This window comes from Thermoleptolyngbya sp. C42_A2020_037, from assembly GCF_015272455.1.
Lineage (GTDB): Bacteria > Cyanobacteriota > Cyanobacteriia > Elainellales > Elainellaceae > Thermoleptolyngbya.
In genome coordinates this window covers 1-14,434 of sequence record NZ_JACYLP010000051.1, presented here as the reverse complement: position 1 = coordinate 14,434, position 14,434 = coordinate 1, and the positions used below count along the sequence as shown (strand labels likewise).

Annotated in this window: 12 protein-coding genes and 1 tRNA gene; 2 read left to right on the top strand and 11 right to left on the bottom strand. The window is 56.9% G+C overall.

Features of this window, described 5'->3' with window-relative positions; genetic code table 11:
- Position 1 precedes the first annotated feature (1 nt).
- The 4 genes from IGS16_RS18470 to IGS16_RS18455 all read right to left on the bottom strand — a co-directional run bounded on the left by IGS16_RS18470 (position 2) and on the right by IGS16_RS18455 (position 3,862).
- Positions 2–75: transfer RNA gene (locus tag IGS16_RS18470), tRNA-Asp, on the bottom strand.
- A 126-nt stretch (positions 76–201) separates the two neighbouring features.
- Entirely contained in the window at positions 202–1,905 is a 1,704-nt protein-coding gene (locus IGS16_RS18465) for a TM0106 family RecB-like putative nuclease (RefSeq protein ID WP_297087957.1), read from the bottom strand.
- A gap of 388 nt (positions 1,906–2,293) precedes the next feature.
- Complete coding sequence (locus IGS16_RS18460; RefSeq protein WP_297087954.1) at positions 2,294–3,244, bottom strand: sulfotransferase; 951 nt, start codon at positions 3,242–3,244, stop codon at positions 2,294–2,296.
- A 24-nt stretch (positions 3,245–3,268) separates the two neighbouring features.
- Positions 3,269–3,862 carry a DUF3177 family protein gene (locus IGS16_RS18455; protein ID WP_297087952.1) on the bottom strand — a complete coding sequence of 198 codons (594 nt, stop codon included), beginning with the start codon at positions 3,860–3,862 and terminating at the stop codon, positions 3,269–3,271.
- Positions 3,863–4,506: 644 nt separating this feature from the next.
- Between IGS16_RS18455 and IGS16_RS18450 the strand changes: the two genes are divergently transcribed.
- Complete coding sequence (locus IGS16_RS18450; protein ID WP_297087950.1) at positions 4,507–5,391, top strand: phosphate ABC transporter permease; 885 nt, start codon at positions 4,507–4,509, stop codon at positions 5,389–5,391.
- Positions 5,392–5,492: 101 nt separating this feature from the next.
- On the opposite strand, the gene IGS16_RS18445 is transcribed toward IGS16_RS18450, so the two are convergent.
- A complete protein-coding gene (locus tag IGS16_RS18445; protein WP_367185824.1) occupies positions 5,493–5,798 on the bottom strand; it encodes a 30S ribosomal protein PSRP-3 in 306 nt (101 codons plus the stop codon).
- Positions 5,799–5,934: 136 nt separating this feature from the next.
- On the opposite strand from IGS16_RS18445, the gene IGS16_RS18440 reads away from it, so the two are divergent.
- The gene (locus tag IGS16_RS18440) at positions 5,935–6,753 is read left to right on the top strand and encodes a TIGR01548 family HAD-type hydrolase (protein ID WP_297087948.1); all 819 of its coding nucleotides are present in this window, start codon (positions 5,935–5,937) and stop codon (positions 6,751–6,753) included.
- Here the strand turns inward: IGS16_RS18440 and IGS16_RS18435 are convergent.
- From IGS16_RS18435 to IGS16_RS18410, 6 genes are all read right to left on the bottom strand, one after another.
- Positions 6,735–7,985, bottom strand: coding sequence for a hypothetical protein (locus IGS16_RS18435; RefSeq protein WP_297087946.1), 1,251 nt, complete (start codon positions 7,983–7,985; stop codon positions 6,735–6,737). The two genes, IGS16_RS18440 and IGS16_RS18435, sit on opposite strands and share 19 nt — an antisense overlap.
- Positions 7,986–8,167: 182 nt before the next feature.
- Positions 8,168–9,292 carry a hypothetical protein gene (locus IGS16_RS18430; protein WP_297087944.1) on the bottom strand — a complete coding sequence of 375 codons (1,125 nt, stop codon included), beginning with the start codon at positions 9,290–9,292 and terminating at the stop codon, positions 8,168–8,170.
- A gap of 181 nt (positions 9,293–9,473) precedes the next feature.
- The gene (locus IGS16_RS18425) at positions 9,474–11,168 is read right to left on the bottom strand and encodes a hypothetical protein (protein WP_297087942.1); all 1,695 of its coding nucleotides are present in this window, start codon (positions 11,166–11,168) and stop codon (positions 9,474–9,476) included.
- 6 nt (positions 11,169–11,174) lie between these two features.
- A complete protein-coding gene (locus IGS16_RS18420; RefSeq protein WP_297087940.1) occupies positions 11,175–12,536 on the bottom strand; it encodes a hypothetical protein in 1,362 nt (453 codons plus the stop codon).
- A gap of 78 nt (positions 12,537–12,614) precedes the next feature.
- The gene (locus tag IGS16_RS18415) at positions 12,615–13,445 is read right to left on the bottom strand and encodes a hypothetical protein (protein ID WP_297087939.1); all 831 of its coding nucleotides are present in this window, start codon (positions 13,443–13,445) and stop codon (positions 12,615–12,617) included.
- A gap of 71 nt (positions 13,446–13,516) precedes the next feature.
- The coding region (locus tag IGS16_RS18410) for a hypothetical protein (protein ID WP_297087937.1) at positions 13,517–14,434 on the bottom strand (918 nt) is incomplete at its 5' end.

Genomic DNA, 14,434 nt, shown 5'->3' with positions numbered 1-14,434 from the left:
ACGGGACCGACGGGGCTCGAACCCGCAACTTCCGCCGTGACAGGGCGGTGCTCTAACCGATTGAACTACGGTCCCTTGCGCTTTGTGCGCCCTTTGAAAGACGCAACCTCTATTGTGTAGATCTGGGAGCCTTTTGTCAAATGTTTTGAGAAATTTTTGGATACTTTTTGGGAAACAGGTTGAGGCCAATCCTCAATGACCTTAATGTGCCTGAATTTCCTGCACTTTTTCAGTAATGAATGCCACCAACCAATCTTTGACGCGATGCGTGGCGCGGCAGTCGTCCTCGTTGTAGCGCAAGATTGATTCGAGAAACGCGCGATCGCCCGTTTGCAGCCATTGTGCGTACCAGAAAATCGACTGTGCGCCGTTGGCCTCGGCATCGCGCCAGTTGAACCCTAGCCAGCGGGCGATCGCCTTCAGCGCATAGCTCTCGACGGGCAGCAGCGCCACCTGCGTCACCCAATCGTGCAAATCTACAAATCGGGTCAGCAAATCTTCTACGATCTCTGGGGCAGTTCCAAATAATTCCCCCAAACGGCGCACCGTCTGCACCTCGTAGGGGCAAAAATGAAAAATCGGTGCGTCAGGATAGCGCTGAAACAGTTCCATCAACTGGTTCCAGGCAAGACACTCTGCTTCTGGTGTTTCCGCCAGCAGCGCATAAAACTGATTGTGCCCCTGCGCCCGATCCACCACCAGCACGCCATGCAGGTACACCACATTTTGCTCTGGCGCAGACTCAATATCGAAATACAGTTCGACCTCGGCGGTCGGCAGGCGGCGATGAGTGACCAGTTCCAGCAGCGCCCCATGAGACAAAGACGGATTCAGCAGCGCCTCCTGATTCAGCGTTGCCTGGGCCTGATACACCAACTTGTGCGCCACGGCCGGCCCAAAGCCAGGAAGCATTTCCAACTCCCGGACGGGCGTAGCCGCCAGCGCCTCCAGTGTAGTGATTTGCATTTGCTTGAGATAAACGTAGCGGCTGGGCGTAACGCCGGGGAGCAGGGAGAGGTGGCGATCGCCCGTCGCCAGCCCATAGCAAAAGCTGTACCAGTGGCAGAGGTCGCAGCGGTTGTGAGCGATAAACACCTCTGGCTCGCGCTGGGTGATCAGCATCTCAGCGCAGGCGTAGAGAATTTCTTCCATGCGTGGCACTAAATCTACCAGATCCACCGCGTAGGGGCCACGCTGCCGCAGCATCAGCCAGCTTGTGTCGCACCACGCGCCCTGCACCGCCGCCAGCACATAGGCATGAAACGCCGCCATCACCTGATAGTCCAGCTTAGGGCGCTTGCCCAGGCGGATATCCGTCGGCACATACATCCAGTCGCCAAAGACCGACTCTCCCGGCTGCCGCACCAGCAGATCGGGGCAACTGACCAGCATCACGCCGTCGCGGTATTCCGTCAACAGCACGCCGCGAGAAATCCGCTCTACCCCCTGCTGCATCAGCGCCAGCGTGGTCTCCGCGCCCGCCGCCCAGTTTGACCGAGGATAATCTGCTTCGTGAATCACCGCATCCTGCAAAATTTCGCGGCGGTGGGCCAGGCTGTCTTGCCGCAGCTTCAGCAGATAGTCGCTGGGTGCATCGCAATATTCCAGGTCGCCGTAGCGGTCGAGGTAGGCGCGGCGATGGCAGCGCTGAAAGCTAAACAGCAGTTCGTCAGTGAGCCAGATAGTGTGCGGACTGTGAGCAGCGTGAAATGCAGCGGGTTCTTCCTGTTCTGGCAACACCGGCTGCTTGCGGTAGGTGCTAGACGGGCGATCGCCCGCATATTGTGCCGTGTATGACCCGGTATACGACCCGGTACATGACCCGTTGTATTGCCCCGGATATTGCTTGCTATAGGCCTCCGCAGACGGTCGAAAACTCGCGTCAGATTTAACACTTTCAGGCACCGAAACCAGCGAGGCAGAGTATTCGCTCTCCGCCTCTGATCGTTCAAATCGCGGCGGATTAGCGGACACACTCCTCCAGACTGAGCAAGCAAACCAGCGGTCGCTGCTTCAGCCTTGTAGAAACCTGGGAGTGGATCGATCGACTCGATAGCATCATGCGGGATAGCCTGTGAACCAGGCGCAACGAGCGCAAAAAACAAAAGCTCTGACGGCGGACAGAGGATTCACCCAAACTGAAAAAAATCTCCGCCACAGTCCGGCAACCCTGAGAATTTTTTCCTATCTTCCATGACTCTACCCTGATCTGGAAAAATCTGCATCAAAAATCCGCATCGCGTTTGCCAGCAACCTTTAGGCCGCAGCCAGAAGCGAATCACTGCACCACTCTTCACCACTCTTCAGCGCGATAGAACCGATCCGACCAATCGCCCACCTGCGCTCGAATAAACGCAATTTCTTCCGCCGAAAGCTTTTCCTTCCAGGTGTAGGCATTGGCTTTGCTGTTGCGCTTGAGAGCAAACAGCGACGGCTCCACCGAGGGATTTTTTTCGTTGCTATAGTCTGTGATTTTGCGCTGCACGGTGTCGCTGAAATCCAGCCCCAATTGGTCAAAGATTTGCTGAAAGCCCGCCAGCGGCTCTAGCGACAGGTCTTCGTGCCGCACGAACTGCCAGTGGGGAAACTGCTCCCGGTAGGTGGCAATGCGATAGTGAATCAGCTTCCACAGCAGCGCCGCGTGTTCCAGAATCGATCGCCCGTGCCCGCCACCGGGTACTTCGTCTCCGGCGATGAATTCTTCGATTTCTGCGGCAAAGGGATGCAGATGGTCGCGCATCAGCAAGGGCTGGTCGAGAAAGTGGCGGAAGTTGTGGAACCAGCCCGCTTTTTTGAGGCTGTAGGCAAAGGCCGCGGGATGGCGAATCATCACCACCACGTCCATGTTGAAGCGGGTCGCCAGCCAGTCGGCAGAAAAGAGAGCGATCGGGTCTTTCAGCAGGGGACGACGGCCCGCCGCGCGGCTTTTGGCGAAAAATGCGCGATCGCCCCGCACTTTGCGGCGATATTCTGCATCATTCACCAGCTTCCAACTGGGAATCAGGTTATATTGCAGCCGCACCGTTTTCTCAAAAAACCGCCGATATTGAGCCTCGTTATCAGCGCAGATATATTGAAACCAATAGTCCCACTGTGCGCCGCAAAAGCCCAGGTTATGGTCCAGGTGAAACGGCTCGTGAATATAGGCGACTTGGGGCGATGCGCCAATCATCCGCCCGACCCAGGTCGAGCCAGAGCGATGGGAACCCGTCACCAGAATTGGTTTTTGCAAGACTTTGCCCATAGCGCTATGCACTGGCGGTACGGGCTATTGCTCGATGGCAGAACGACCCTGCCGCCCCAGCCGCACAATGACAAAGTGCCCAAAGTAAATTAGATAAATCACCAGCCCGACAATGCCCAAAAAGCCCAGGAAAGGCGGGCGATAGTTTGCATGGAGGACATCCTTGTAAATCAGCGGGGCTTCGCGCCACACCTGGCAAAAGGGCGTTTGGTAGCTTGCTTCCGAAAAGGCGCATTGCAAAAAGGGAATCGTGGCGATCGCCCCCAGTGTGCTGTAGATCGTCAGCGCCCAGCGCCAGGCACTAAACCCAAGTTTGAGCAGGCTAGAGCGCTGGTCGTCAATTTCCTCATTTAGGTCAACCCAGAACCACAGCCCGACGGGAATCAAAATCTGCGCCAAAAACGAGGCCAGAAAGCCGATCTTCAAATCCCCAATTAGCAGATAAACCGTAATCGCCAGCAGGCTGGAGACGCGCCAGTAAATAATCAGCAGCCGCTGCATGGCTTCAGCCTGTTTCACCGTTGCCCAGATCAGCAAAACCAGCGGCAGTAGCACCGCAAACAGCACTGCCAAACGATAGTCCATCCAAACCAGAGAGCGCAGAAGATCGGGAGACATGAATTCAAAGGTGGAAATGAACTGCAACGCACAGAGGGACTTGGGTCAAGCCCTGTTTTAGCCTAAGAACATCTCGGAGCCTTATCCAGTGTAAGACCTTACCGGACTTGTCCCGCAGATTTCTGCTGTGGCTCACGGTACATCGACCAGGATCGTGTCGCAGATTCAGAGGGTCAGTCTGATGGCTGCTAAATTGTAACCAGACTTTTAGCCAAACTTTAAAAAGAAAAATGCCTGACCCTATAAGCCCCCAAGGTCAGGCAGTTCACCTGTAAGGACGCCTTCTGAGCAGGAACCCTAACGATTCAATTGCCCCCTAATCGCTAGTGTTCCGAATGCGTTCTCCAGAGTTATCTATATTCTGCAATTTCTTGAATTCAATTCCCTTGAGATTTTTACTGAACTCTCCTAGGCAATTTGGCGAAAAGGTTCCAGTAGATACGGGAATTGCCATTGACAAGTTTACGATTGATCAGGTAACCGCTCAATCGTTTTCGGATGGTGCGGTTAGAAATGAGCCTGACGCACTCAGGAGTCTAAAAAATTTGAACCAATCTGCTCCTGCTTGGATGACCATTCCAGACGGACAAATGCTAGGCTCGAAAAAATGCTGCTTGTCAGGGCTTTGAGGTGCTGTGTTAAGGATGACACTGTGCCAGAAGACTGCTGAGGGCGATCGCCACGATTCAACCATGCTCACTCCCATCACCGAAGACGTTTTTAAGCAACTGATTCCCGCTGTCGCCACAGCGCAGCAGTATCGCTACTACTGGGGCAAGTTTCAGGATGTGCTAAGTCGCGTGCTGATTTCGGTCGTGGGGGCGCTGCTGGGGTTAGTGCTGCGGGCAATTTTGCCGCCCAACTTTTGGTTTGAGATTCTGGAATTCAGCGTGGCGATTATCGCAGGTCTGTACTGGTTGTGGGGGCCCGCCTACCAAGCTGGCCGCCGCAATGCGGAATATCGTCGCTATCCCTATGCTGGCTTTTGGCAGGGCGAAGTGTCTGATGTCTACATTACTGAAGATTTGGTCGGCACTGAGGAGCGGGTCAACAAGCAGGGCGAACTGATGGTCGTCGAAAATCGGCAGCGGCGGCTGAACCTAGAATTAGCCGATGAGGCGGGCTATCTGGGCAAAGTAAAAGTGCCGCTGGTGCGCGACCATCGGGTAATTCGTCCGGGCGATCGCGCTCAACTCGTGGCCATTTCCAACCGCCCCGACCTCGACCCAATCTTGGAGCTATCCGACGTGTATATGGCAGATTATGGGCTGTGGGTTAGCGACTATCCCTACTTGAACCGGGAGGTGTTTGCAGGCATCAGCCAGCAGCTCAGCCGTCGCGCTAGCGAACCCGGCCCAAAGCGCCGCCGCGACCCTGCCACCGACCCTGCCTACGACCCTGGCTTTTATGAAGCGCCGCCGCGTCCGACCGAGGAGCGTCCTGACCGCCCCCGCCAAACAAGCCGCTTTCGCCAAGCGCCGCCCCGCAGCCGCCCGCCTAAGCGCCGCACGCCCCGCCGTGAGTTCTGAGATTCGGTCTGAGCCACGCAAAATAGGGGGACTGCCCGCTCTGGTCGTGCAGCCCCCTGAACAGGTCTATGAATCGGGTCTATGAATATAGAGGTGAATGATCAGGCGCTGCCCGTAAAGGCAACTTCTGGAAACTTGCTTTGCGCCTCGGCCATAGACTTTTTCTTGCCCTCTTCTTGCCAGTAGTTGATGACTTCTGTGGCTTTGTTGAGCAGTTCTACCCGATCGGCTTCGGCAATCCAGTGCTTCGCCTCTAGCTCGGTCTTGAGCTGTTCCCACGCATCATTGCGGGGCCAGAAGAAATAGGATGTCAGCGGGCTGGTTCCCTTTCCGACGACTTGGTCTACTGCCAGAGCCACATTGTTATCTAGCCAGAGAACCTTGAGAATAAACTTGGACAATCGCACCTCCAGGACAGTCCGGGCTGCCTTCAAAAACTCTACAATCCTCTATAGTAAATTACGAACTGGCGCGATCGCCAATATTTTTGGTTAGATTTGTCCTGAGCTAATTTTTTCTAGAATTTTTTCCCAAACGATTCCTATGCAGCAGGCGATCGCCCTTCTAGTGTTTGATATTGACGGCGTGATCCGCGACGTGGGCAATTCCTACCGCCGCGCCCTAGCGGACACCGTAGAAGCCTTTACCGATGGTCGCTTTCGCCCCTCCCAGACAGACATTGACCAGCTCAAAGGGGAGGGACTGTGGAACAACGACTGGGAAGCATCTCAAGAATTGATCTATCGCTACTACGAGCAGCAGGGAACCGGGCGATCGCAGCTTGATTTGTCCTACGAAAAAGTGGTGGACTTCTTTCAGCGGCGCTATCGCGGAGCCATTCTAGACGATCCTGATCGGTGGGATGGCTACATTACGCAGGAGCCACTGCTGGTCGATGCGGCCCATTTGCTTGAACTGCAAGCCAGCGCCATTCCCTGGGGGTTCTTCAGCGGGGCAACGCGGGGATCGGCGACCTACGTTTTGCAGCGTCGATTGGGATTGCAAGATCCCATCCTGGTGGCGATGGAAGATGCCCCTGGTAAGCCCGACCCGACGGGGTTGCTGCAAACGGTGGCTCAAATCGAGGCTCGGTTTGGGTTATCTAACCTGCTGCCAGTGGTGTATGTGGGCGATACGGTGGCGGATATGCAGACGGTGACGGCGGCGAAAGCTGTGGCGGGCGATCGCCCCTGGATTGGCGTTGGCGTGCTGCCGCCCCATGCCCAGTCCCCCGCCGACTACGCCGCTGCCTACACCGACAAGCTCCACACCGCAGGCGCAGTCCGCGTGGTGAACACTGTCCGAGAACTGACCCCGCCCTCCGTTGCCGAACTGCTAGACTCTCACGGGCACCTGGGATAAAGCGACTTGGTGGGCGTGCGGCGAGGACTCAGCACCAGCACTGAATCCATAAACTGCCTTAGCTCGGTCTGATGGGCAGCAGAACTGACCGCTGCTTGCAGATGTCGCAGCACCAGTTGGATAAAGCGGCGACTGGCGGCGATCGCCGCACGGGTCGGCGTACTGCTCAGGTTAATATAATCCCGCGGATCACCAAAGAAAACCCGCCCGTTGGGTTGACGCATCGGCATGACGCGATGTTCGTGCGGATAAGATAGCCCGCCCATGCCAAAGTAGCGGATAAACCGGATGGCTCCTGCACCGCCGTTCTCACGCTCCGTGTGGGCAGATGAGTAAGAATCCTGAATCAGGTGCAGCGCCTCGCCTAGCCACTCAAAGGCGGCTTCGCGGGTGGGAGCCGCCATGATTCGCTGGTAGATAGCCACAAGCTGCTGTCGCGCTTCGGCGAGGGCTTCCTCTAGCGACTGGCACTTGTGGCGGCGCAGCATGTGGCGGCGCTGTTGCGAGGGCTTAAAGTGGTTTGTGATTTTTTCAAGATCCACCCGGCGCACGCCCCGATTCATGGCATTTAGTTCAGCAGGGGTGATGGGTAGTCCTTTGGCAGCCTCCCGATTCAGGGTTTCATGCCCCGGTGGAATGCGGCGTTTAATATCTTCCACAACGAACGGATCGGCTTCACGTTCGGCCGCCATTTCTTGCAGCGTTTCCAGATATTGCTGCTGCACCCGCGCATCGAATGAGCGTGGCGTATTAGATTCAGTTATCTGTTCCAGCTTGGATTCAACTTCCCATTCAAATTCAGATTCCAGTTCCCATTCTGCTTCGCGCTGTTTGGGTGGAGCAGTGCGGGCAACAGGCGGCAAATCTGCCCCCTGCTCTAGCGCCGTCACCAGCACAATCCGGTTGCCGTTCTCGCCGCCGGGCCGATAGACAATCGGTACGCCCCGCACCACGGCTAGGCGGGTGTTGTAGCCGGGGCGGGTTTGGCGGTAGTGCTTGGCGGCGCGAAACTCGCGGACGAAGGTGCGCGGATCGAACCGCACGCCTTTGGAGGCAAGCCGTTGCAAAAATCGCTGGGTGAAATGGAGGGTGGGCAAAAAGCCCTGGCGCTTGAGATAGGCGGCAAACCGCTGAGCGATGCTGCGTCCAGCTTGCCCCCGGCGGCCAAATTCATCTTCAAACTCCGGAGCGGCCGAGCCGTTCTGGAGCGCTTTAGTTGAAAACGAGTTCATAGTTATCGAGGGGGAATGGTGTGGATTTGGGATTTTGGGCTGGGTATTTTAGCTGGGTATCTTGGATTAGCGATTTTGGATTGCGATCACTCAGTCCTTATTCAATCCACAATCCAAAATCTAAAATCCAAAATCTAAAATCCAACCCGATCGAAGCGGCACATGACTGGGGCGATCGCCCTCTAGCCCTGCCCTGCCCTGAGCGGCGCGACGTTGCCGTTGCGGCTGGCGTTGATCGGGACGACGCGCTGGGTGTGGCCGCGAAAGGCAATGCCCAGCACCTCGGCACTGGTCAGCCACTCTTCGGACACATCGGCGATTTCCCGCAGCAGCGCTTCAAATTCCGCCCGCGAGCTGTTGAGGATATACTTTTGCGCCAGCCAGCGGATGATTGATCGCCCGGAGGTGGCCATGCGGTGTCGCTGGGAGGCGTTGACCTGTTTGTTGAAGTAGCGCAGCATCACCTCTTCCGCCACGTCCCAGGCGTTGTCTGCGCCAAACAGCTTGCGAACGTCTTCGGCTCCTAGAATGCGGAAGGCTTCGTCCAGCAGTTGCAGCGTCTCAATGCGAAATACGTTAACGTGTCCGTAAGAATTCCACTTTAAGTTATTTCGCAGATCTAACCCCGCGCGGCGCACCGTGGCGATGCTGCCAAAGCTGGGGTCGTAGGCGCGTTCGCGAATCACGTCGGAAATACGCTTGTCGCGCCAGAAGGCAGCCACACTGTTGATAAATTGCGTGAACATACCGTGGAACTGGGCGTTTGGCTTGGCGCTGGGCATGGGCGGCGTGGTGGTGTAGCCAAACACGCGGCGATAGGTTTGCATTCGGTTGCGTTCGGCATAGCGGAGGATGCTGCGGCGATCAAACCGATACAGCCCGTAAGCGCCTTCACCCGTCGAAAGGCGCACTGCGCCCGCGTCAAACAGTTCTTGCAGCTTGCGGATGGCGCGGAAGATGCCGACGGTTTCCATCTGATAGAGATAGTAGAGATCGGCAACGGATAAGATACGATCGCTCGCAACTTGTTCGTCATAATCTTCCACGCCTTGCGGCAGGCGCGTTTCGTCGATGCCCTTAGCTGCATCTTTGCCCAAGCCAATCAGGTCGGCCAGCCCGCCATCGGCAGGCACGGGCGCAGTAGCATTGGCGGCGATCGCCTGGGCTAACATATCTTCGATGCGCTGGGTCAGCGCGTCTGCAAGCTGGGGGTTTTGAATGAGCTGCGGGCCGAGTTGATCGACGAGCGTTTCTTTTAGCGCGGCAATGCGGTCGAGTAAACTTTGGTTTTCTCCGGTGGTGGTCATGGGAATTTCTCCTCGAACAAGGGCTTAGTCAGGGGTTAGTGGGTTAAGGATTGCGGTTTGCCAGCCTAGATTTTGCAGGTTTTGGCTGTCGCTATCGACTTGGCTAGCGATTCATTCTTACTGAGCGATTCGCCATTGCGTTTGCTGTTGCGTTTTCTGTCATCGGAGATCGCATCTGAGATCAATCGAGATCATCGGGTGTGTCGCCAGAGGGCAATGTTACTTGCTCCGCCAGTTGGCGCACCTGATAGAGCTGATAAGCCAAATCACGCAGCGCCCGAATCACCCCTTCGCGGCGGAAAGCGGCGTTGGGAATCGGCGCATAGGTGGCGGCTTGGGTTAGCACCATGAGGCGATCGCTCGTTTCAGAAATCACCCGAATGCCCAGCTTGCCGCCCGATTTCGCCAACATCGGCCCTTCCTCGCTGGCAAATCGCCAGACCCAGTTCAGAAGCCCCTCCACGCTCATCGAATCACCCAATTTAGCCGTTTCCTCAAATGGATATCCAGTGCCATCTGGTAGTGGAAAGGCAGGGCGAGGAGATTCGTAAGGAATTTCCATATCTTCTACATCGGCTTCAGCACGAGTGAAGTCGACGTAGACCGACAGCCGCTCCTCCGGCCCCAAGAAAAATAGCTCCATGATCCGGTAGACTTCCTGCACCGACTCGGCCACCACCGCCAGTGCTTGCGACAGCCGCACCAACTGTGTGCCAATGTAGGCTCCAGCGCTGGATTGCTGAGTGTGCTTGTAATCCACCCAACTCCGCCGCAGCGATTGCAGATAATCCTTCAGCGTCAGGAAGTTGCTGTAGTTTTGCTCCTCTTCGACGGTGTTGATCTGTCCGCGCACCAGCCCGAAATATTTCTCCAGTTTCTTGAGCTGTCCGTCTGGGCGCTGATTGCCGCTATCCACCTCTTTGCCCAGCAGCAGTTGAAACAGGTTGTCTACCCGCAAGATGCGCGGGCCGCCCCGTGCGCCCAGTTCTGCCAAAAGCTCCTGCATCTCGGTGCGGATGATGGCGCGGGTGGCTTCCATGTTTTCGCGGTCGGCAGAGGGCTTCAGCGGCGTAAGTGCATTTAGCAATCGAATGCCGTCTTGAATTGCCGTTTTTGCCCGGTGATAGAGGCTGGCCTGCGCTCCGGTGATGCCGCCACCCAGGTCAGACGCACGAACGCTGACGGATTGCGGATTCCAGTCATACACCGTGCGGCCATCGACCTGGCGAGCGGTGAAAGTCTGGGTTAGCGTGTTCACCAGGGTTTTGGGGTCGTCGGTTCGCTGGGTATGGCCCAAAATACCGCCCAGGGCACTCTCCACAATTCCTTGCAAATCGCCACCCCCAGCAGCAGGAGCCGAAACAGAGGCCATTCTGCCCGTTCGGTGAATCTGGTCGAGGCTGGGCAGCACGTCTACCACCTGCAACTGGCCGGGTTGGTCTTTGGAAGGCTGGGCAGGGGGGCGCTTGGATTGCTCAGGACTCGGCACCTCTAGCGCCACTAATTCTATGCTATAAGACGTTGCCTGACCCTCTTGCTTGACCTGATGCGGGCCTTGTCTGGGGTCTGGTGGAGTGACAGGGGTTCTCAGTGGCTCCAAGGAGAAATCGGGACGAATCTCTGTTTCTCCCAAAAATTCGCTGTCCCGAAAGAGTTTGAAATACACATCGGGTGTTGGTTCCGTTTCTCCCGGATCTTGGCGAAAGTCTTCCTTGGTAAAGGAGATTTCAAAGTAGCCCTGGGTATCCGTTCGAGAAATGCCAATCAGATCGTCGTATTGCCGATCTTTGTCGTGGAGTTCTACGCGGATGCCAGCTTCAGATTGGCTTTGGTGTTTGACCACACGCCCTCGAAGCGTGTATCTATCTCGGTTCATGCTGCGCTATCTCCTTGCTAAAGCTTTATAGAAGTTTTCAGTAATAAGTCCCGGCGCGGCCAGCCGTCGATCTAGTGCGTGGCGGGAGGCGCAGATCAGGAAGCGTTCGGGGACGATGCCCGGATCGTTGCCCTTGGCCAGCCGCTGTCCGGCTTCTTCGATGATTTGCTGATGGTGGGGTTTGAAGCCGGTGACTTCCGCCAGCGATCGCCCGCCCAGTTCGCTATAGGGCGTGTAGCAAATGGTATCGACGACGAGCTTGTGGGCCCGGTCGAAGGTTTGCAGCACGGCCGGCGGAATCGTGCCCGCGTGGGGATTGGGATACAGGCGCTTCCAGATGCGGTTGTAGTCGTTCGCCATTTGCGGAAACCCCATCCGCCGCAGCAGTTCCGTGCTGATGAACACGCGCAGGTAGGGCGTGGGGTGGGGCGCGCCGGGGTGAAAGAAGAGGGTGCTTTGGGGCGATCGCGAGGCAATGTCCATCAGCGAGGCGACGATGTAGGGGCCGCCCAGCAGCAGCCCCGACATATCCGCAAAGGTTTCGCTGTGCCATTTTGTCCACACGGCTGCGACATCCGGGGATAACCCCGCCTTCAGCAACCGATGGGCGATCGCCCTGGGCAGGGTTTGCCGCAGGCCCAGATCGGTTTGCAAGTTGTGGGCGACTTCGTGCAAAATCGCCCCCAGGGTCCAGGGATTCACCAGGCGATGATACGGCAGTTGGATCAGCGGAAACGGATTGAGCTGCTGACTTAGCTTGGTGAGGGGAATGCCGCGCCGGAAGGTGGCAGGCGAAAACCCCGTTTTGACGTAGGAGAAGGGCGGCGGCGCGGGAATCGACTTCGCCTTGCCCAGGCCCATATACACGTCCTGATAGCAGTCGAGGGCGATGCGATCGCACCCCAACAGCCACGGCGCAAACTGGCTCTGCCGTTGCCCAAACAGCTCAAAGTAAAAGTCCCAGATTTGCTCGATCTTCCGCACCAGATCATGAGCCTGATCCTTGCGGGCGATCATCTGCTGCAACTGAGCCGTTGCGGGCTGGGCGATCGCCGCCTGAGCGCTGCCAGACACAGTTTTGGACACGCCCTGGAGGTGCGATCGCAGACGGGCAATAAGCTGGTTTACCGCATCGATGTGGGCATCGCTGGGACTGGCTGCATCAGAGCCAAACTCGCCCTGGCGAAACGGACGCAGCGCTTCCACATGGCGCACCACGTTCACCGCCTGTGCCCGCAGCCAGGGGTCGAGGTTGGGCGGCTCTACCCCGCGAGTGGTTGGATAATCAGGCGTGGTTTCCTGATATAGCTCGGCGAGTGCCTGCCGCGTTGCCTGATACGGGTCTATCCCGCTCCTTGATCCGTTCATGAATCCATTCATGCCAAAACTCCCCGTTGCATTCCCATCAACTACACGCTGATATCCCTGAACCCGCAAGCCTTCCGCCTATACGCGGGCCCGTTTGCGTGCGCCGCAGGTGCATTGGCGGCTGTGAATCTGGCGCGATCGCTTCATGACGGCAGAAGCACGGCGCGGATTACCCAACACCTGCGCCACGTTGCCAGCCACCGTCCGAGCTGCTACGCGGGTGTTTACGGGCTGTCCTTTGGCCACGCGCTGCGCCAGGGTTGCCAGACTACTGCGAGCGATCGTCGGGAAGGTGCGAACCAGCGGGCGGGTTTGAGGATTCTGGAGCAGTGCCCGACCCGCCTGAGCCAAAGGACGAATCACCTGGGGAACCACACGAGAAATGACGGGTGCGGCTGCGCTGATGCCCCGCGCCACCATTGGAATCAATGCGCCAATGAAGGCTTCCGCTTCGGCTTCGCTCTGGCTATTAGCCGCCATGTGGGCCAGGTGTTCCGCCATCACTTCGTATTCGCTGGCCGGCGTGGTTTCAAATTCGGGCAGCACTTCCGGATGCTGCTCAAACTCATACTCAAACTCGCCATCGCCACCAAAGGCGCTGCTCAGTCCCCGCAGCAGATTGCCGATGAAGGGATCGCCTTCGTATTCACCTTCCAGTTCAAACTCGTTCATAGGGGTTTCATACTCCATCTCGAATTCGCGCTGGCCCCGGCGGCGACGACGGCGGAACAGCCCGCCAATTGCCTGAATCGCCATCGGTGCAGCCGCCTTGAGAATGGGAGCCAGCAGGGGCAAAAACTCTTCGCTTTCGTATTCGTACTCATAGGCGCGATCGCTTTCACCCAGCACGGCCGATTCAAATTCCGATTCCAGTTCCCGATCCAGGGTTTCAAATTCGTACTGATACATGAGTGTGGTCTCCTTTTTCAGTGATGTTTAGTTGAGGTATTGGGTTGAAAACAAGCAAGGCTCCAGCAGAACTAGCCCCGCACTTTCTTGCGGGCGACTGGAGCAGGCTGTGTCACTTTCTGCGCGACTTTGGCAGAATTGGCCACAATTCGAGCAGCGGTCATGGGATTTTTGAGTGCTTTGCGGGTCTGGGCGGCCATCACCTGGGCCACGACCGGGCGGGTAATCTGTTGACCCTGCGCGGCTTTCTGGGTCAGCACTTGCCCCGTCCGCATCGCCACCGTCGGCAAAATTCGCACCAGCGGGCGGGTCGTCGGGTTTTGGCGTAGCCCCCGTGTCAGTTGGGCGCTGGCTTTGACAATCGTCGGAATCTGCTTTTGCACCGCAGCAGACTTGGTGGGCAATACGCGAGTCACAGCGGCTCCAGCAAAGGCTTCGGCTTCGGCTTCGTTTTGGGCTTTGGCCGCAGCACCAGCCAGCGCTTCGGCCACGGCTTCTGTTTGCGGTGTGGCAGCGGATTCAAATTCTCCTGCCCACCCCCCTTCAAATTCCATTTGTCCAGCCGTTTCATACTCGAATTCGTACTCGCTTTCGCGCATCATCTGCCCCAGCGCTGCGCCAAGCTGCGGCCCACCGATGGCATTGCCGATCAGACGAGTGGCATGAGGAATAACTTTCGGCAGAATCGGTTTGAGCCGTCCAGCGAGACGACGCACCGTACTCAAAAAGGCTTCGCTTTCATACTCACTTTCGTACTCACCTTCGTATTCACCTTCGTATTCACCTTCGCCCAGTCCAAGGGCGTTCATTGCCCCGCCGATGAGTCCACCCAAAAATTCTTCACCTTCGCTTTCGTATTCGTGCTGAACTTCGTATTCGTTTTGAAGCTCATATTCAAATTCACTTTCAAACTCATTGGTGAGTTCGTGTTGCAGAGTTTCACCGTCCAACATTGCATCACTCCAATCGAAATGCAGTTCATCTCTAGC

Bases quoted from the DNA above. Each gene is read 5' to 3' on its own strand.
- IGS16_RS18460 (WP_297087954.1), bottom strand. From the start codon at position 3,244: ATGGGCAAAGTCTTGCAAAAACCAATTCTGGTGACGGGTTCCCATCGC.
- IGS16_RS18455 (WP_297087952.1), bottom strand. From the start codon at position 3,862: ATGTCTCCCGATCTTCTGCGCTCTCTGGTTTGGATGGACTATCGTTTG.
- IGS16_RS18450 (WP_297087950.1), top strand. From the start codon at position 4,507: ATGACACTGTGCCAGAAGACTGCTGAGGGCGATCGCCACGATTCAACC.
- IGS16_RS18440 (WP_297087948.1), top strand. From the start codon at position 5,935: ATGCAGCAGGCGATCGCCCTTCTAGTGTTTGATATTGACGGCGTGATC.
- IGS16_RS18435 (WP_297087946.1), bottom strand. From the start codon at position 7,985: ATGAACTCGTTTTCAACTAAAGCGCTCCAGAACGGCTCGGCCGCTCCG.
- IGS16_RS18430 (WP_297087944.1), bottom strand. From the start codon at position 9,292: ATGACCACCACCGGAGAAAACCAAAGTTTACTCGACCGCATTGCCGCG.
- IGS16_RS18425 (WP_297087942.1), bottom strand. From the start codon at position 11,168: ATGAACCGAGATAGATACACGCTTCGAGGGCGTGTGGTCAAACACCAA.
- IGS16_RS18420 (WP_297087940.1), bottom strand. From the start codon at position 12,536: ATGAACGGATCAAGGAGCGGGATAGACCCGTATCAGGCAACGCGGCAG.
- IGS16_RS18415 (WP_297087939.1), bottom strand. From the start codon at position 13,445: ATGTATCAGTACGAATTTGAAACCCTGGATCGGGAACTGGAATCGGAA.